The sequence below is a fragment of the Arthrobacter sp. FW306-06-A genome (genome assembly GCF_021870055.1).
Taxonomy (GTDB): Bacteria; Actinomycetota; Actinomycetes; order Actinomycetales; family Micrococcaceae; genus Arthrobacter.
This window is the reverse complement of the sequence record NZ_CP084552.1, coordinates 682,716-699,891: the sequence shown is the minus strand read 5'-3', so window position 1 is coordinate 699,891 and position 17,176 is coordinate 682,716. Positions and strand designations below refer to the sequence as shown.

Annotated in this window: 20 protein-coding genes; 10 read left to right on the top strand and 10 right to left on the bottom strand. The window is 65.1% G+C overall.

Annotated features, from left to right (window positions below; genetic code table 11):
- The first annotated feature begins 41 nt into the window (after positions 1–41).
- Positions 42–641 (top strand): recombination mediator RecR, encoded by a 600-nt coding sequence (gene recR / locus LFT49_RS03495; protein WP_236800949.1) that lies wholly within the window; start codon positions 42–44, stop codon positions 639–641.
- A gap of 211 nt (positions 642–852) precedes the next feature.
- Positions 853–2,211 (top strand): aspartate kinase, encoded by a 1,359-nt coding sequence (locus LFT49_RS03490; protein ID WP_236800948.1) that lies wholly within the window; start codon positions 853–855, stop codon positions 2,209–2,211.
- A 111-nt stretch (positions 2,212–2,322) separates the two neighbouring features.
- Here LFT49_RS03490 and LFT49_RS03485 read toward each other — a convergent pair whose 3' ends face one another.
- Both LFT49_RS03485 and LFT49_RS03480 read right to left on the bottom strand, forming a co-directional pair.
- Positions 2,323–2,538: a hypothetical protein gene (locus LFT49_RS03485; protein ID WP_236800947.1), complete on the bottom strand. Its 216-nt coding sequence runs from the start codon at positions 2,536–2,538 to the stop codon at positions 2,323–2,325.
- A gap of 117 nt (positions 2,539–2,655) precedes the next feature.
- Complete coding sequence (locus LFT49_RS03480) at positions 2,656–2,898, bottom strand: hypothetical protein (RefSeq protein ID WP_236800946.1); 243 nt, start codon at positions 2,896–2,898, stop codon at positions 2,656–2,658.
- Between the two features lie 77 nt (positions 2,899–2,975).
- Here LFT49_RS03480 and LFT49_RS03475 point away from each other — a divergent pair, with 77 nt between their 5' ends.
- The 4 genes from LFT49_RS03475 (at position 2,976) to LFT49_RS03460 (ending at position 5,357) form a co-directional block, all read left to right on the top strand.
- The gene (locus LFT49_RS03475; RefSeq protein WP_236800945.1) at positions 2,976–3,461 is read left to right on the top strand and encodes a MarR family winged helix-turn-helix transcriptional regulator; all 486 of its coding nucleotides are present in this window, start codon (positions 2,976–2,978) and stop codon (positions 3,459–3,461) included.
- Positions 3,462–3,548: 87 nt separating this feature from the next.
- The gene (locus LFT49_RS03470; protein WP_237429760.1) at positions 3,549–4,118 is read left to right on the top strand and encodes an SSI family serine proteinase inhibitor; all 570 of its coding nucleotides are present in this window, start codon (positions 3,549–3,551) and stop codon (positions 4,116–4,118) included.
- On the top strand, positions 4,075–5,028 hold the full coding sequence (locus tag LFT49_RS03465; protein WP_237429759.1) for a 3-methyladenine DNA glycosylase: 954 nt from the start codon (positions 4,075–4,077) through the stop codon (positions 5,026–5,028). The genes LFT49_RS03470 and LFT49_RS03465 overlap by 44 nt, the downstream gene beginning before the upstream one ends.
- A complete protein-coding gene (locus tag LFT49_RS03460) occupies positions 5,025–5,357 on the top strand; it encodes a serine protease inhibitor (protein ID WP_237429758.1) in 333 nt (110 codons plus the stop codon). Before LFT49_RS03465 ends, LFT49_RS03460 begins: the two co-directional genes overlap by 4 nt.
- 89 nt (positions 5,358–5,446) lie before the next feature.
- Here LFT49_RS03460 and LFT49_RS03455 read toward each other — a convergent pair whose 3' ends face one another.
- Together LFT49_RS03455 and LFT49_RS03450 are read right to left on the bottom strand one after the other, a co-directional pair.
- Positions 5,447–8,578: a S8 family serine peptidase gene (locus LFT49_RS03455; protein ID WP_237429757.1), complete on the bottom strand. Its 3,132-nt coding sequence runs from the start codon at positions 8,576–8,578 to the stop codon at positions 5,447–5,449.
- Between the two features lie 249 nt (positions 8,579–8,827).
- Positions 8,828–9,013, bottom strand: coding sequence for a hypothetical protein (locus LFT49_RS03450; protein WP_237429756.1), 186 nt, complete (start codon positions 9,011–9,013; stop codon positions 8,828–8,830).
- A gap of 269 nt (positions 9,014–9,282) precedes the next feature.
- On the opposite strand from LFT49_RS03450, the gene purS reads away from it, so the two are divergent.
- The 3 genes from purS to purL are packed head-to-tail and all read left to right on the top strand — an operon-like array spanning position 9,283 to position 12,615.
- Entirely contained in the window at positions 9,283–9,534 is a 252-nt protein-coding gene (purS, locus tag LFT49_RS03445; protein WP_015935902.1) for a phosphoribosylformylglycinamidine synthase subunit PurS, read from the top strand.
- A gap of 1 nt (position 9,535) precedes the next feature.
- Positions 9,536–10,309 carry a phosphoribosylformylglycinamidine synthase subunit PurQ gene (gene purQ / locus LFT49_RS03440; protein ID WP_236821180.1) on the top strand — a complete coding sequence of 258 codons (774 nt, stop codon included), beginning with the start codon at positions 9,536–9,538 and terminating at the stop codon, positions 10,307–10,309.
- Positions 10,306–12,615 carry a phosphoribosylformylglycinamidine synthase subunit PurL gene (purL, locus tag LFT49_RS03435; protein WP_237429755.1) on the top strand — a complete coding sequence of 770 codons (2,310 nt, stop codon included), beginning with the start codon at positions 10,306–10,308 and terminating at the stop codon, positions 12,613–12,615. Before purQ ends, purL begins: the two co-directional genes overlap by 4 nt.
- Positions 12,616–12,696: 81 nt before the next feature.
- On the opposite strand, the gene LFT49_RS03430 is transcribed toward purL, so the two are convergent.
- From LFT49_RS03430 to LFT49_RS03410, 5 genes are all read right to left on the bottom strand, one after another.
- Positions 12,697–13,638 carry a hypothetical protein gene (locus tag LFT49_RS03430; protein WP_237429754.1) on the bottom strand — a complete coding sequence of 314 codons (942 nt, stop codon included), beginning with the start codon at positions 13,636–13,638 and terminating at the stop codon, positions 12,697–12,699.
- A gap of 123 nt (positions 13,639–13,761) precedes the next feature.
- Positions 13,762–14,055, bottom strand: coding sequence for a DUF503 domain-containing protein (locus LFT49_RS03425; protein WP_236800935.1), 294 nt, complete (start codon positions 14,053–14,055; stop codon positions 13,762–13,764).
- Between the two features lie 77 nt (positions 14,056–14,132).
- The gene (locus LFT49_RS03420) at positions 14,133–14,450 is read right to left on the bottom strand and encodes a putative quinol monooxygenase (protein WP_237429753.1); all 318 of its coding nucleotides are present in this window, start codon (positions 14,448–14,450) and stop codon (positions 14,133–14,135) included.
- Positions 14,447–15,001, bottom strand: a complete 555-nt coding sequence (locus LFT49_RS03415) for a DUF1990 family protein (protein WP_237429752.1) — start codon at positions 14,999–15,001, stop codon at positions 14,447–14,449. Before LFT49_RS03415 ends, LFT49_RS03420 begins: the two co-directional genes overlap by 4 nt.
- Positions 14,994–15,407, bottom strand: coding sequence for an MmcQ/YjbR family DNA-binding protein (locus LFT49_RS03410; RefSeq protein ID WP_237429751.1), 414 nt, complete (start codon positions 15,405–15,407; stop codon positions 14,994–14,996). The genes LFT49_RS03415 and LFT49_RS03410 overlap by 8 nt, the downstream gene beginning before the upstream one ends.
- A 45-nt stretch (positions 15,408–15,452) precedes the next feature.
- On the opposite strand from LFT49_RS03410, the gene LFT49_RS03405 reads away from it, so the two are divergent.
- Positions 15,453–16,487 carry an isopenicillin N synthase family dioxygenase gene (locus LFT49_RS03405; protein ID WP_237429750.1) on the top strand — a complete coding sequence of 345 codons (1,035 nt, stop codon included), beginning with the start codon at positions 15,453–15,455 and terminating at the stop codon, positions 16,485–16,487.
- Between the two features lie 27 nt (positions 16,488–16,514).
- Here the strand turns inward: LFT49_RS03405 and LFT49_RS03400 are convergent, their stop codons facing one another.
- Positions 16,515–16,940: a CoA-binding protein gene (locus LFT49_RS03400; protein WP_237429749.1), complete on the bottom strand. Its 426-nt coding sequence runs from the start codon at positions 16,938–16,940 to the stop codon at positions 16,515–16,517.
- Between the last annotated feature and the right edge of the window lie 236 nt (positions 16,941–17,176).

Here is a 17,176-nt window from a genome sequence, read left to right as displayed (position 1 = left end):
GACCGATCCACCCGCATCCATACCAATCTGAAGAGGGAAACGTGTACGAAGGTGCTGTCCAGGAGCTGATCGATGAGCTCGGACGCCTTCCGGGGGTGGGACCCAAGTCCGCGCAGCGGCTGGCGTTCCACATCCTTGAAGCTGATCCCCAGGACATGAAGCGATTGGTGGAGGCCATCACCACCGTCAAGGAACGGGTCAAGTTCTGCACGGTCTGCGGCAACGTCACGGAGCAGGAGCTGTGCAACATCTGCCGCGACCCGCGCCGTGATCCCGCTGTAATCTGCGTGGTGGAGGAGTCCAAGGACGTGCTGGCAGTGGAGCGCACCCGGTCGTTCCGCGGCCGGTACCACGTGCTGGGCGGCGCCATCAATCCCATTGCCGGTGTGGGACCGGACCAACTGCGGATCCGCGAACTGCTCACCCGTTTGAACGACGGCGAGATCCAGGAAGTCATCATCGCCACCGACCCCAACCTCGAGGGTGAGGCAACAGCCACGTACCTGGCCCGCATGCTGAAGACCATCGGCATTGCCGTCACCCGCCTTGCCTCCGGCCTACCCGTGGGCGGCGACCTGGAATACGCCGACGAGGTCACTTTGGGCCGGGCGTTCGAAGGCCGCCGCAACGCCCTGGGCTGACGCACCGGGCCGCCATCCGCCGTCGTACATCATCCAACCTGGAGCCGCCGCCTTCCCGAGCCGACGCCACCATGTTCCGTGGCCGGTATGTGGTCACAATTAAACGTCCCTCCGGGCACGGCGATAAACTGTCCCAAGGAATGCCGCGCCCACCCGGCGCCCGGGCCGCCTGGCCTCCCAGAACTCCAATTGACCCAACGAAGGTACGCGCATGAGTACGCCCACCACCGAAGTGCACAACGCAACACAGCCGCAGGCAGCTCCCGCCGCCGGCGCGGTGACCAAGCAGCTCATTGTGCAGAAATTCGGCGGCTCCTCCGTTGCGGACGCTGCAGGGATTAAGCGCGTCGCCGCCCGGGTGGTGGCTGCCCAGCAGGCCGGCAACGAGGTAGTGGTGGTTGTCTCGGCAATGGGCGACACCACGGACGAACTCCTTGACCTCGCCGCCGAGGTCACCGACTCCGCGCCCGCCCGCGAAATGGACATGCTCCTTTCGGCCGGCGAACGCATCTCCATGGCGCTGCTGGCCATGGCCATCAACAAGCTCGGCGCCTCCGCCCAGTCCTTTACCGGGTCCCAGGCGGGCATGATCACCGACGGAATCCACGGCAAGGCCCGGATTATCGACGTCGACCCGCACCGCATCCGTACCGCCCTGGACAAGGGCAACATCGCCATCGTGGCCGGCTTCCAGGGGATGAGCCGCACCACCCACGAGATCACCACTCTGGGCCGCGGCGGCTCCGACACCACAGCAGTGGCGCTGGCCGCAGCCCTTGAAGCTGATGTTTGCGAGATCTACACCGACGTGGACGGCATCTTCACCGCCGACCCGCGTGTTGTCCCGTCGGCACAGAAGATCGACACCATCTCCAGCGAAGAGATGCTGGAACTCGCTGCCTCGGGCGCCAAGATCCTCCACCTGCGGTGCGTTGAGTACGCGCGCCGGTTCGGTGTGCCGCTGCACGTCCGTTCCTCATTCAGCCAGCATGAAGGCACCTGGGTCATCCCCAGCGCCGACGACAAGATCACCACTCAAGAGGGAGTTGCCTTGGAGCAGCCAATCATCTCCGGCGTTGCGCACGACCGTTCCGAAGCGAAGGTCACCGTAGTCGGCGTCCCCGATATCCCCGGCAAGGCCGCCGCGATCTTCCAGGTCATCGCCGACGCGCACTCGAACATCGACATGATCGTGCAGAACGTCTCCACCCACGGCACCGGCAAGACCGACATCTCCTTCACGCTTCCCATCATTGAAGGCGCCGACGCCCTGGCTGCCCTTCACGCCGCGCAGGACCAGATCGGTTTCGAGGCCATCGAATACAACGAGAAGATCGGCAAGCTGTCCCTGATCGGCGCCGGCATGCGGTCCCACCCGGGCGTTTCCGCCACCTTCTTCAAGGCGCTGTCCGATGCCGGCATCAACATCAACATGATCTCCACGTCCGAAATCCGGATCTCCGTGGTGACCCACGCCGACCTGCTCGACGAGGCCGTGCGCGTCATCCACAAAGCGTTCGGACTCGATACCGAAAGCGAAGCCACGGTCTACGGCGGCACCGGCCGCTAGAGCCGCGCCGGCAAAAAGCCGGGCTGCCTTCCCTGGGTTTGCCAAGGGGAAGGCAGCCCGGCTTTTTGGTGCTCTGGGCTTCCAGGTATCAGCGGAGCGTGCCGGGAAGAATCAGCTCCCGCGTTCCAGGTCTTCGCGGCGCACGGCGTAATGGTGTCCGTTGGAGTCGGTTTCGACCACGAAGTGCGTAAGTTCCTCTTCGGAGGCCTGTTCGAATTCATCGTGCTTGTGCACCACCGGCGCATCGGTATCCAGTCGGGTGGCGGGACCGAAGACGAAGCGGAGCCTCTCAGTCAGGCTCATGAAGCCGCTGAGGACATGTGCCACTGTATCCACCCCCTTCCCGAGCCTCGGGCGAAAGTGCAGCCGGCTCCGGCGGGAGCCAGTGCCCTTATTTTAAGCCCGGGCAGTGAAAAAGGCGCCGCAGTCGACGGCGCGGAACTTCTAGCGCAGGGAGCGGTCTTCAGGGTTCTTTGGGACGACGTAGGTGCTGCCGTCCGCCCTGGTGATGGTTTCCCATTGCTGGGTCTCCGCCTGGCGCTGGGCAAGCAGCCTGCGGTTCTCTTCAGTCATGTCGTGCCCCAGGGCGGTGCGGCTGGCGGGTCCGAAGACTGCCCGCAGCTTTCCTGTGACGCGCATGAAGCGCTGGGAGGCGTTGCCCTTGTCCGCGGACTTGTTCCTACCCATGAAGAAGTTCCTTCCACTCACCCTCTACCTCCATTAAATGTACACTAATGATTAGTGCACTAACAGTTGGAGGGGCCATGACCGCCACAACGGCGACGGAAGCAATAGCGACAGACGCGGCAGCGGCAGGGGTCCAAGAGGAAGACCTGCTGCTGGAACACCAGCTCTGCTTTGCCCTCACGGTGGCTGCCCGGAGCGTGGTGGGGGCCTATAAACCGGTACTGGAAAAGCTCAACCTCACCCATCCGCAGTACCTGGTGATGCTCTGCCTGTGGGAAGACAGCCCACGGACAGTGCGGAACATCAGTGAGGCGCTCGCGCAGGAACCGGCCACCATTTCTCCACTGCTCCGCCGGCTGGAAGCAGCGGATCTGATCACACGGCGGCGGGCCGAGGGGAACGAGCGTGCACTCGCCGTCGAACTGACTCCCAAGGGGGCGGCCCTGCGGGAACAGGCACTGCAGGTCCCGGGAACCATGATGGAACGGCTGGGGCTCACCCGCGAACAGGTCACTGAACTGCATGCCTCGATGATGGGGCTCATCGCTGCCACCTCGCAGTGACCCCAGTCGAACCGAGCGAGGTCCTGCCGGGGACTGCCGACACCCGGTCAAGCGACTAGAATTACGGGACGAACGAGAGGTGGACTGATGCGCAATATTCGGACACTCGCAGTCTTCCTGGCCGTGACCGCTGGGCTGGTCTCCGGTTGCAGTGGTACCCCTGACAGCGGCACGTCCGCGTCCACAGCACCTTCGACCAATCCGGGCAGCTCCTCCAGCTCTGCCGCTGGCTCTGCCACCCCCTCCCCTGACACTGAAACCTCGGTAGCGGCCCCTGCCCCCGCCACATCGCGGCCAAGCGCCGGACCTGGGCAAGGGAACGCCGAACTGGCAATCACCGTGGTGCCGGCCCAGGGCGCAGCGGAGGTCGACTACACCCTGGTCTGCAGCTCGGGGACGCCGGCCGCGGAAAGCAGCCATCCCAATGCCGCTGCCGCCTGCGCGGCAATCAAGGCAAATCCGGATATCCTGGCTCCGTCGAAACCGTCCGGCTCCCAGGCCTGTACGCAGCAGTACGGCGGGCCGCAGAAGGCGACCATTACGGGCGTGGTGGACGGAGTCGCCGTCGATTCATCCTTCGCCCGGACCAATGGATGTGAAATCAGTGCCTGGGATGCCGCCAAGGACGTTTTGGGCGCGGCCGGTGGAGCCTCTTAAGCTCCTGGCTGCGGACTGTGCGCGGGACCGGGAGGAGGCCCACGTGCAGCGTGTCAGCCGCTATGCCGATCCCTACCTGGCCCGCCGGTCCGCCGGGCAAAAACATCCCGTGGAGGATTTCCTCTTCACCTACTACACCCAAAAACCGGGCCAGCTGAAGCGCTGGCACCCAGGTGCCGGTACGGTCCTCACCGGCAGCCAGGCCACCACACGGGTTGGCTGGAAGCATTACCGGAAGCTCGACGACGGCGAGCTCGCCTCCCTGGGGCTGGCTGCAGGCAGCACCGCGGTCACCTTCGACCGGAGCGCCTTCCTCGACGACCGCCGGGAAGCAGTGGCCTTTGCCGGCATCATCCTTCGCGGCACTGCCGCCAGGCCCGCCCAGTTTGGCTGCTTCGGCCTGCACGAGTGGGCCATGGTCTACCGCCAGGATAAGTTCGACCTCCGGCATGAGTACCTGCAGCTCCGTCTCGGAGCGGCCGGCACCGACAAGGTGGTGGAGGACAACAGGATCCGCTGCACCCACTTCGACGCGTTCCGCTTCTACACTCCGGACGCCATCCCGCTCAATGAACATTCCCCCAGCCGGGAAACCCAGCGGCACCTGGAGCAACCGGGCTGCCTCCACGCCAATATGGACCTTTACAAGTGGGCTTACAAACTACTGCCTGCACTGTCCAGCGAGCTGGTCATGGACTGCTTTGAACTGTCATGGCGGATCAGGGCCATGGACATGCAGGCGTCCCCCTACGATTTGGCCGACTGGGGGTACCCTGCCATTGCCATCGAGACGCCCCAGGGCAAAGCCGCCTACGTCGAGCACCAGCGGGCATTTGCAGCGGAAGCGGGGACCCTGCGGAACAGGCTCGCGGCGGAGCTTGGGGCCACGGCAGAAGGGGTATCCCGGTGATCGATTTGACCATCAGCATCCGGGAGGACCCGGAAGCTCCCGAACACGTATTCCGCCTGCTGGCCAACGATGGCCACCCCGATCCAGGGACCACCCTGCCGGATCCAGGGGCGGCCCTGGCAGCCGTGGAGCGCTTCGGCGAGGACATCTTCTTCCCCAAGCCCGGACCGCCCAAGCTGTGCACCCAGCAGTACGGCGGCCCGCAGGTAGCCGTGGTCACCGGGACATTCCGGGGGCGCAGCGTGCACTCCACCTTCACCCGCACAGATGGGTGCGAAATCGCACGTTGGAAAGCCATGGCCCCTTTGCTGGGCGGCACGGCCACCTAGCTACCCCGGCAACGGAAGAAGCCGCGGGAACGGAAAAAGGTCCCGGGCGGCCTGACGACCACCCGGGACCTCCCCCCATGTCTACCCCGTCAGGTGGCGGGTACCGCCTGGGCCAGGCCAAGCTGGGGAGCCCCGGCGGGGGCCGGGGCAGAGCCGGATCCCACCTGGACGTTCACCCAGGTCTTGATGCCGTTGCTGCCAAGGCTCAGCCGTGAGAGGTAGGAGCCTTCCGCGAGTCCAGTCCAGTTCAGCGTGGCCGAGGTGGCGGTTCCGTTCGGTGCCACGATGGGGTTCGGGTTCACCGTAAGGTTCCCCGCGTCACCGGCGAAGCTCACCGCCTGCACCGAAGCAGTGGCCGGCCCGTTGTCCGGTGTGGCGTACAGGTTGGCCACCACGTAGTAGGTTCCGGCGCGCGGTGATTCGATGTCCAGGAATTCACTGGCAGATGCCGTGGCCACCTGGGTGGCGGTCAGCCCGCCGGAACCGTTGGGTGCGTAGACCACCATGTCCCAGTCGACGTCGTTCGACTGCGCCTGGATGCCCAGCCGGGCAAACGAGGCGCCGGCGGGCACCTTCACCTGGAGCAGGGCGTTGTGCGCGTCATTGGTCGGCGCGTACTCGCCCGGCGTCTTGGTGATGGCGGTCTGGCTCAGCGGTGCAAGACCCTCCACACCCACGGCGATGGGGCTGTCCGACCCGGACACCAGTTCCATGGTGCCGCTGCCGGTGCCAGTGGGGGAGCTGAACGAGAACGAAGGGGCAATCTGGGCATCAACCGGGCGGACTGCGATCGGTGAGCTCACCGTCCGCGGACCCTTCCAGGTGAGGCTTCCGGTGCTGAACTTGCCCACGGGTGCACTGACGTTGCGGATGGTCACGGTCACTTCGCGGGTCTGGCCCGCTTTGGCGAAGTTCAGGGCCTTGGGTTCCACATTGACGTTGAAGCCAGGCATGTTCACCTCGGGCCGGTACATGCCCGGCACCAGCGCAGTCAGCTTGCGCTTCACCTGGACCTCCCCCACCAGACTGCCCAGGGCAATGGAGGGAACGTTGAGGTCGCGGGCAGCGATGGATCCTGCCTGCGGAGCGCCGGTGTCCACGCCCTGGCCGTTGAGGAAGCCGAGCCAGTCCTGGATGCCGGAGTCGTACACCAGGCCGGGGTCGAGGACCCGGGTGGAATCGATGTGCCCGGCACCGCCTTGGAACGGGTCGGTGTTGGGCGAGCCATCGGCATTGACCAGCGGGTAGGCCGTGGTCATCATGGCGGACTTGACCATGGCGGGGGTCCACTTGGGCTGCTTGCCCAGGACCAGGGCGCCGAAACCGGCGATGTGCGGTGCGGCCATCGAAGTGCCGGACATGAATCCGAACTGGTCACCGTGGTTGCCGATGGTGGAGACCCCGGCCAGGACGTTGACGCCCGGGGCGGAGATGTCCGGCTTCAGCAGGTCACCGCCTGAGGCGAGGGTGGGTCCGCGTGACGAGAAGCCTGCGATCTGGGGCGCCGGAGCAGGGGGCAGACCCGTCAGGTCGCCCTTGACCAGGCTGACGGTCAGCGCCGGGTTGGCTTCCAGCTTGGACTTCAGTTCCAGGCTCTTGGGGGCGTTGACGTGGACCGTGGGGATGACGTGGTTGTCCGCGTCCTCGGAGCTGCTGGTGAGGTTCACCAGGATCATGCCCACGCCGCCCTTGTCCATAACCTCCTTGCTCTTGGCAGTCCGGTCCACCACGCCGCGGTCGCAGACCACGACCTTTCCGGCCACCTTTGCGGCGTCAAGGGTTCCCGGACCGCACAGGTTGGGATTCGCGGCGCCGGGAGCGGCGGCTGCAGCGGCGACAACAACTGGCTTGTCAGCCACCTCGGACTTCATGATGGAGGCGCCGCGGTACAGCGAGCCGTCGGATACCTCGACTGTGCCCTGCAGGTCGCTGGGGAAGGTGGAAGCAGCCACCGTGGTCAGCCACGGCGACGCGTGGTTCACGGTGGAGGCCGTGGGGCCGGAGTTTCCAGCGGAAGCCGAGACGAAAATTCCTGCGGCTGCGGCGTTCAGGAAGGCCAGCGCGACAGGATCGGTGGTGCTGTTGTTGTTTCCCGAAATGGAGTAGTTCAGGACGTCGACGCCGTCCTTGATGGCTGCTTCCACAGCCTCAACCGAAGCCGAGGAGTAGCAGCCGCCGGTGTCCGGATTGGTGTCCTCCCAGCAGACCTTGTACACGGAGACCTTGGCGGCCGGGGCAACACCTGAACTCTTGCCGAAGCTGGCCCCGTCAATGACCTGCTCGATGTTGGCGTTGCCGGCTGCCGTGGTGGCGGTGTGGGTGCCGTGGCTGCCGACGTCCACGGGGGAGATCTGCTCTTCCGGGGCCCGGTTCCCCGGTGCAACGTACTGAAGGAAGGAATCGGCGAAGTAGCGGGCACCGATGACCTTGGAGTTGCAGAGCGATCCGTCGAAGCCTGCCCCGGTCCCCTCACCCTTTTGGCATTCACCCTCGAAGGTGGTGCCGTCTGCCTTGAGCATGGCGATCTTGCCGTCAGCGGTGCGATAGGGGACACCGACCTGCGGGCTGCCCTGCAGCGGCTTCAGCGCTTCGCCCTGCAGGAAGGGGTTGTCGGGTGCGTAGCCGGAGTCGATGACGCCCACCACCACGCCCTTGCCGGCGTTGGCTTGTCCACCGAACTGCGTGGCCCAGGAACCATCGGGACCGGTGAGCTTGAGGAAGTCGGTGGTGGTGTAGTCCGGCTTGTTTTCAACATCCGGTGCGACCACCAGGACGCGACTGTCCTTGGACAACGCCGAAGCCTGCGCCGCGGTCAGCTCCGCACTGAACCCGTTCAGGGCTGCGGTGTACTGCTTGGCCGGAGTGACTCCCTGGGCGGCCGCAACATCACGCTGCTGCTTACGCAGGTGGGCGTCGTAGGCCTTGTAGTTGGGGCTGCCGGCGTCGAGCTTCCTGCCTTGCTGGGGCTTGGTTGCACCCAGCCCGGCAGTTCCCCCTTCATACGCGGCAGCAGCGGGTCCGGCCAGCACCACGATGTACCGGCCGTCCTTGAACTGACTGTCCTTTGCGCTGGAGGAAGCATTCCCCCCATCCTGGCCGCCAGGGGCCGCCGAAGCGGGCCCCACAGCCAGCGAGCTGAGGATAAGGGGCAACCCGACGGCCAGCGCGGCCGCCTTCCGGAGTCCCCCAGCCCGCAAGGGGCTCTTTCCAGTTGATTTCACGTGCAACCCTTTCACGATGTGCCGCCCAGACTTGGTGGGCGGCCCCGAACGACTGGCACTGCAGAGGGAATTACAGGTTTTGTAATTTGCTGAGACCAGACTGTTCACAGAGTACAGACTGAGAGCGGGATATGACATAGAGCACATTTGAAAAATTTTCGCTTGTCACACGCGTTGTACTGCCAGTCCCTGCGCATGAAAATGGGCGCCCCGAAGGACGCCCTGACGAGTTAGGAGCCGGGAGGCGGACTAGTGGCGCGGAGTCCGCACCACCTCGCTGATCCACTGCCTGGTCTTTTCATCCACCGGGCCGGCCATCCGCGTCTCGCGGGCCAATCTGTCCGCCTTGATCTTCTGGAAGACCATCCTGCCCAGGCCGGCGAACACCGCCGCGGCAACCATGGGCAACAACACGGACTTTGAATTCTCAGCCATCCAGCAATCCTAATGAAGGCCTTCGGGCAACTCCAGACCACCCTTGGCCGCGGAGCGGGATCCGGCGCCCCACGCGGCGTTCCTGCCCCCCAATCCGCCGAATGCAAAGGGACGCGCCCGGGCCGGTAGAATGATAGGGCAAGCTCGCGGAGCGCCCGACCTCATGGTGAACCAATGCAGGTGACCCCTTGTCCCCAACACCCCGGTACGGCGTGAGACGGCACCACTCCGCTGCGCCCTTACCCAAGCTCACGCACAGGAGTTACCGGATGCCCCGGATCGTTGTTGACGTCATGCCCAAGCCCGAGATTCTGGACCCGCAGGGGAAGGCAATCGTTGGCGCTCTCCCCCGGCTGGGCTTCACCAGCTTCAGCTCTGTCCGCCAGGGCAAGCGCTTCGAACTGACGGTCGACGGCGAGGTGACCGAGGAAATCCTGGCCCAGGCCCGCGATGCCGCAGAAACCCTCCTGTCCAATCCCGTGATCGAAGACGTCGTCAACGTCGAGGTCGTCGAGGCCTGAGATGAGTGAACTTCCCCTGATCGGCGAGGCTGTCGCCGTCGCGGCGGAGCCGCGCCTCGCTGGCGCCCGGATCGGCGTCGTTACCTTCCCCGGCACCCTGGACGACCGGGATGCTGCCCGCGCCGTCCGCCTGGCCGGTGCCACCGCCGTCGAACTTTGGCATGGCGACGCCGAACTTGGCGACGTGGACGCCGTCATCATCCCCGGTGGATTCTCCTATGGCGACTACCTCCGGGCCGGCGCCATTGCCCGCTTCGCACCGCTGATGTCAAAGATCATCGACGCCGCAAACTCTGACGCCAAGCTGCCCGTCCTCGGCATCTGCAACGGATTCCAGATCCTCACCGAGTCGCACCTGCTGCCCGGTTCGATGATCAAGAACGACCACCTGAAATTCCTCTGCCGCGACCAGGTACTCCGCGTGGAGAACAGCAACACGGCCTGGACCCTGGATTACCAGGCGGGGCAGGAAATCACCATCCCGCTGAAGAACCAGGACGGCCAGTACATCGCGGATGAGAAGACGCTGGACGCCCTTGAGGCCGAGGGCCGCGTGGTGTTCCGCTACGTCGGCTTCAACCCGAACGGGTCCCGCCGCGACATCGCCGGCATCTCCAACGCGGCCGGCAACGTGGTGGGCCTCATGCCGCACCCCGAACACGCCGTGGAGCCGGGCTTCGGACCCGAGTCGCTCGATGGCATCGGTGGTTCCGACACCGATGGCCTGGGCTTCTTCACCTCAGTACTGAACAAGATTGTGGGAGGCGACAAGTGACCACCGAAACCACCAAGAAGTTCAATATCGACACCGTCGAGAACGCTGCCAAGACCCCGGACACCGAGCTGCCCTGGGCCGAGCTGGGCCTGAAGCAGAACGAGTTCGACGAAATCGTCAAGGTCCTGGGCCGCCGCCCCACCGGCGCCGAGCTGGCCATGTACTCCGTCATGTGGAGCGAGCACTGCTCCTACAAGTCCTCCAAGAACCACCTGCGCCAGTTCGGCCAGAAGGTCACCGAGGAAATGAAGAAGGACATGCTGGTGGGCATCGGCGAAAACGCCGGCGTGACCAACCTGGGGGACGGCTGGGCCGTGACCTTCAAGATCGAATCGCACAACTCGCCGTCGTTCGTTGAGCCTTACCAGGGTGCCGCGACCGGCATCGGCGGAATCGTCCGCGACATCATCTCCATGGGTGCCCGCCCCGTGGCCGTCATGGATCCGCTGCGCTTCGGCGCCATCGACCACCCGGATACCGCCCGCGTCATGCATGGAGCCGTGGCCGGCATCGGCGGCTACGGCAACTCCCTGGGCCTGCCCAACATCGGCGGCGAGATGGTGTTCGACTCCGTTTACCAGGGCAACCCGCTGGTCAACGCCCTGGCCGTGGGCGTCATGCGCCATGAGGACATCCGCCTGGCCAACGCGTCAGGCAAGGGCAACAAGGTGGTCCTGTTCGGTGCCCGCACGGGTGGCGACGGGATTGGCGGCGCGTCCGTTCTGGCCTCCGAGTCCTTCGACGACACCAAGCCGTCCAAGCGCCCCGCCGTCCAGGTGGGCGACCCGTTCGCCGAGAAGGTCCTCATTGAGTGCTGCCTGGAGCTCTTCAAGGGCTCCTTGGTGGAGGGTATCCAGGACCTGGGCGCGGCAGGCATCTCCTGCGCCACGTCAGAACTCGCATCCAATGGCGACGGCGGCATGCAGGTGGAACTGACCTCCGTCCTGCTGCGCGACCCCACGCTGACCCCGGGCGAGATCCTGATGTCCGAGTCGCAGGAACGCATGATGGCCGTGGTTACCCCGGAGAACGTGGAAGCGTTCGAGGCCGTCATGGACAAGTGGGCCGTGGAGTACTCCTGGCTGGGCGAGGTCACTGACACCGGCCGCCTCATCATCACCTGGGAAGGCGACGTGATTGTCGACGTCGATCCCCGCACCGTGGCGCACGACGGCCCGGTCTACGACCGCCCATACGCCCGCCCCGAGTGGCAGGACGCCGTCCAGGCCGACACCTTCACCGGTTCAGTGCAGGACGCCGGCCGCCCGGCGGCTCCGGCCGAACTCGCCAAGGCCGTCACGGAGCTCGTGGCATCGCCGAACATGTGCTCCAAGTCCTGGATCACCAACCAGTACGACCGGTATGTGGGCGGCAACACCTCCATGGCGTTCCCGGATGACGCCGGCGTGGTCCGCGTCGATGAGGAAACCGGGCTGGGTGTGGCCCTGGCCACCGACGCCAACGGCCGATACACCTACCTGGATCCGTACCACGGCGCACAGCTGGCGCTGGCCGAGGCGTACCGGAACGTTGCCACCGCGGGCGCCATCCCCATGGCCGTCAGCGACTGCCTGAACTTTGGCTCCCCCGAGGACCCTGACGTCATGTGGCAGCTGGCCGAGGCCATCCGCGGCCTGTCCGACGCCTGCATGGTGCTGGGCATCCCGGTCACCGGCGGCAACGTCTCGCTGTACAACCAGACAGGCACCACGCCCATCCACCCCTCCCCCGTGGTGGCAGTCCTGGGCAAGCTCGACGACGTCGCGCGCCGCACGCCGTCAGGCTGGCGCGAGGACGGCCAGGCCATCTACCTGCTGGGCACCACGGGTGCCGAGCTGGATGGTTCCGAATGGGCCAACATGCGCGGCCACCTGGGCGGCCAGCCGCCGAAGGTCGACCTCGAGGCCGAGCGCGCACTGGGTGAGATCCTGATCAATGCATCCCGCGACGGCATGATCGACGCCGCGCACGACCTGTCCGAAGGCGGCCTCGCGGCCGCCCTCGTGGAGTCCTCGCTGCGCTACGGCGTCGGTGCCCGGATCGCCCTGCAGGACATCATGGACCGGGACGGCGTGGACCTGTTCACGGCGCTCTTCTCCGAGTCCCAGGGCCGTGCCGTTGTAGGGGTTCCCCGCTCCGAGGAAGTCCGCTTCACGGACATGTGCACCGCCCGCGGCTTCGCCCACACCCGCATCGGCGTGGTGGACGCCGCCAGCGGCAAACTGGAGATCAACGGTGTGGAGGGCCTGTCCCTGGACGCCCTCCGCGAAGCCCACGAGGGGACCCTGCCGAAGTACTTCGGCTGACCTCCCCCGCCTCCCCACCCATCGATTGCTGCGTACTTGTCGTTTTGAACCGTCAGAACGACAAGTACGCAGCAATCGTTTTTAAGAACCCCTTCGCCAGCCTGCCTGGGCCAGGGCGACCAGGACTTTGGCTGCGGCCGGTTTCGCATCGTTGACCATGTGCCGCTTGGAGATTCTGACCTCCGTCCACCCCAACGCGGCGTACCGTTCGGAGCGCGTTATGTCCCTGGCGATCTGGCTTTCCTCGCCGTGGTGGTCGCCCTCGTACTCGATTCCGATCCTGTATTTGCGGTAGGAAAGGTCAGGCTCGTGATGCCTGCTGCCGTCCTCGGCAATGATCGGGACATTCAACTCGGGTTCGGGTAGGCCCGCGCGGACAATCGCGAGCCGGAGCAAGCTTTCCTGCGGTGAGTCCGATCCGACCCGAACGAGCGCCAGAGCTTCTTTCGCCTTCCGGATTCCCCGCTTTCCCCGGTGCCTGTCGATCGTCCGTTGCAGGTCCCTTATGCTGCACAGGGGCATGTCCCGGTCCTCAAACTCCGGCCTGGGCACGCGGACGCAGCTGTCCCCCATCGCCACGAGCTCGTCAACGGACAGCAGCTCGGCCATGTCGAGCCAGGTACGCGCCGGCGTCGTGACCGGAATGCCGTCACTTCTGATGATTTCGTCCTCATACAGCTTCATGCGGTGCACGATGACGTGGGGCCTGTCCAGGTGGGCTGCGCCCTCTGGACGGATGAGGTGGTAGACGTCAGAGGTGTGGTCCTGGCGCCGCTGCGGCAGCGAATGGAGCTCTGCGGCCGTAACATGCGAGGCAGCACAAAGCTGGTTGACCTCAATGAATGGCCGGACCCGCGCGCCCAACGAAAGTCCCGCCGTCGTACCTTCCATCCGGATTCCCCGGCCGAAGCGCTCCAACGAATCGTGCCGCCAACGCCGCGGTGACAGGCCCGCATAAGCAGCGTCTGCAAAGGTGAAGGGGCGGCCGCGGAGTTCCTCCGGTAATGAGCGTGGCGTCTTCATTGGTCCATGACACCAGAACCAGGATTAGTGCCGCAGAAGTTATCCACACCCTTCATCGATTGCTGAGCAGGTGTCGTTTTGGCGCGTGAAAACGACAAATACTCAGCAATCGATGGGGTGGGATCAGTCCTCGCTGTGCAGTTCCCGCTGGCGGACGCTGAGCAGCTCAATCTCCGGGCGGCCCGCCACGAAGCGTTCGACGGCGGACAGCACCTCCACGAGGTGCGCGCGGTCGGCTGCCACGAGCCCCGCACCAAGCTGCGTGCGCCGGTACTGGCTGTGGTCCCCCACCTCGGCCACTGAAATTTCGAAACGCCGCTTGAGTTCGGCCACGAGCGGCCGGACCACGGAACGTTTCTCCTTCAGGCTGTGCACGTCGCCAAGGAGGATGTCGAATTCGATCCAGCCGATCCACATGGCTTCATGCTATCGATTGCTCCGTATTTGTCGTTTGGGTGGCCCAAAACGACAAATACGGAGCAATCGATGGGGGTTTAGATGGTGAGTTCGCCCATCAGGTCCCAGCCTTCGCCGTCGAGCTGGCGGCTGATGATCCTGGGCGTCTCGGCGAGGGCCTGGGGCATGTCAGCCATGGCCTTCTTGAAGTGGTCGCTGTTCACATGGTCACCGGCGGCGTCGTCCTTGAAGGCTTCCACGAGGACGTATTCATTGGGATCGTCCAGGCTTCGGGACCAGTCGAACCAGAGGTTGCCGGGCTCCTGCCGCGTTGCCTTGGTGAAATCAGCTACGAGATCGGGCCAGCGCTCCGCCCACTCGGGCTTGACCTTGAATTTTACGACGATAAAGATCACTGGGATTTTCCTTCCGCGGCGAGACTGCGTGCTCCTTCAATGTACCGGGAAGTAACGTAGCGCTGCGTCGCCCGGGTGACCGGGCCGCCGGCGGCATAGAACCAGTTGGAGGGCTTGCTGAAGGCCCGGATCCTCAACCACACCTCGCCTTGGTTGTTGATCTCCACCTCAAACGATTCCTCCCCGCGGGCCGGGTGTCCTGGCAGCGTCCCGTATCCGAAGCCGGCGGACTGGGGAACACCGTCGGGGGCCGGCTCGTGGACCCACACCACCTGGCAGGGTGCGGGCAGACGGAAGGGTCCGACGCCGAATCCGCTCACCACGCGTGCCCCGGCCACGGCCCGCGGCGAATCTGCGCGGACCCGAAGCCCTGCCCGCCGCTGCAGTTCCCAGCCCAGGATGCCGTCCGCCACGCGCCGGTAAATGTCCAGCCCGCTGCCCAGCCGTGCTTCCTCAAAGACGCGGTCATAACCTTCGGGCGCCCTGCCCTGCTCGGTGCCACCCATCCCCGGGTACCCGAGCTCGCCCGGCACCCGTCCCTCTTCAGTCATTGCCGCCTGCCCTCCCGAGGCGTGCCCACCCCAGTTGCTCCTGTTGCTTCCGGCTCAAGCCTGCCACCACCAGGTCATACGAGTCCTCCACCATGTCCCGGACCATGCCGTCCGGCAGCGAGCCGTCAAGGCGGACGCCGTTCCAGTGGGTCTTGTTCATGTGCCACGCGCCGGTGATCGCGGGGTGCACTGCGCGCAGCTGGACGGCCAGGGCCGGTTCGCACTTCAGGTTCACATAGAAGTCGGCCTGGTCCATGGATGACAGGGCAAACAATTTGGCCTCGTGGCGGGCCCCGCCGGCGATGTGCGCACGCACCTTGAACACCGCGGTCTCCGGACCAAACGGATAATCCTCAAAGGCGCCTGGAAAGCTCAGGCAGATTTCCCGCAGGGCAGTTGGGTCCATAAAGGAAGCCTATAAAGCAGGCCTGCACGGTGCTAGTGTGCGAGGATGTCACGTGACCAGGGAGCAATACCTGTTCTGGATTTGAGTTCCGCACGGCAGCCTTACGGGGCTTTCCGCCCTGAGTTTATTGAGCAGTTGCGGCATGCCACCCACGATGTTGGGTTTTTCCAAATCACCGGATACGGCGGCCGGCCCGGCCAAGCCGAAGAACTCCTGGACCTGATCCGGCGCTTCTTCGACCTGCCGCTTGAGGAACGGATGAAGCTGGACAACCGCCTCTCCCCGCACTTCCGCGGTTACACCCGCATGGGCACGGAGGTGACCCAGGGCCGGGCAGACGCCCGTGAGCAAATTGACTATTCACCGGAGCGGGAGCCGGTCAGGGATTATCCGGACGACCAGCCCTACTGGCTGCTGCAGGGACCCAACCTGTGGCCGGATGAAACCCTGCCAGAGCTGAAGACTGCCGCCATGGAGTGGGCGGACCTGATGTCCGGGGTGGGGATGGAGCTGCTGCGGGCCATTGCTGTTTCCCTGCAGCTGCCCGAGGACTACTTCGACGAGCCCTTCCGGGATTCACCGGCATGGATGGGCAAGCTGGTGCACTACGTGGGCGGTGTGGTGGAGGCCGCTGGAGACCAAGGCGTGGGCTCGCATGCGGACTACGGCTTCGTGACCCTCCTGCTGCAGGATGAGGTGGGCGGCCTTGAAGTGCTGCCGCCCGGAACCACCGAGTGGCTGCCGGTGGAACCCCTCGCCGGAGCCCTGGTGGTGAACCTTGGCGAGATGCTCGAAGTCGCCACCGAGGGGTACCTGGCAGCGACCATCCACCGCGTGCAGGCGCCCCCGCCGGGCGTCGACCGCTACTCGGTGCCGTTCTTCTGGTCGCCGGGACTGGACGCGGTGATCGACCCCGTGCCGCTGGCTCCGGAATTGAAAGCAGCCGCCCGGGGGATCACCGACGATCCCGCCAACCCGCTTCTGGCGTCCTTCGGCATGAACATGCTCAAGGGCAGGATGCGGGCGCACCCGGACGTCACCGAGCAGCACTATCCGGAGTTGCTGCGGCGCCAGGGTTGATGGCCACCTACGCTGGGACTCCGGACGTTAGAGGTTGTATTTCCACGCGAGCTGTGCGGGGCAGGCATTCATGACAACGTCCAGCCCCGCGGCCTTGGCGCGCTCCGCCGCTGCCTCGTCGATAACCCCCAGCTGGAGCCAAACAGCTTTCGCCCCCGCGGCAATAGCCTGGTCCACCACGCTGCCCACCTTCTGTGAGTTCACGAAGCAATCCACGACGTCGATAGGCCGCTTTTCCGCCGGAATGTCACCGAGGGTGCGGTACCCGGCTTCGCCGTGGACAGCGTCGCCGGGCAGGTTCACCGGGATGATTTCCATGCCCAGCCTGTCGCGGATGAACAGCGACACATCATAGGCGGCACGCCACTCATTGGTACTCAGGCCAACGATGGCCCAACGCCCCTTGGTTCGCATGAGACGTTCAATGACTGCAGGATCGTTCGTGTGGCCCATGGGATTAGCCTACGCTCTGCCCGGAGTGGCAGCCTGGATCGAATAAAAGAATGATCCTTCTCCGAACATGCGGCTGTGAACGAATATTACGCACCTAAACGCGAGAGTTTGCTCTCGACGATTCAGTGCGCTGTAGTGGTTCTTGACCATCCCGAGCGGCCGAGAGACCTGGATCGATGACGCCGCAGCAACCCTGGTCGCCGGACGCTCCCCAACAGCCCCGGCGATAGCAAGGA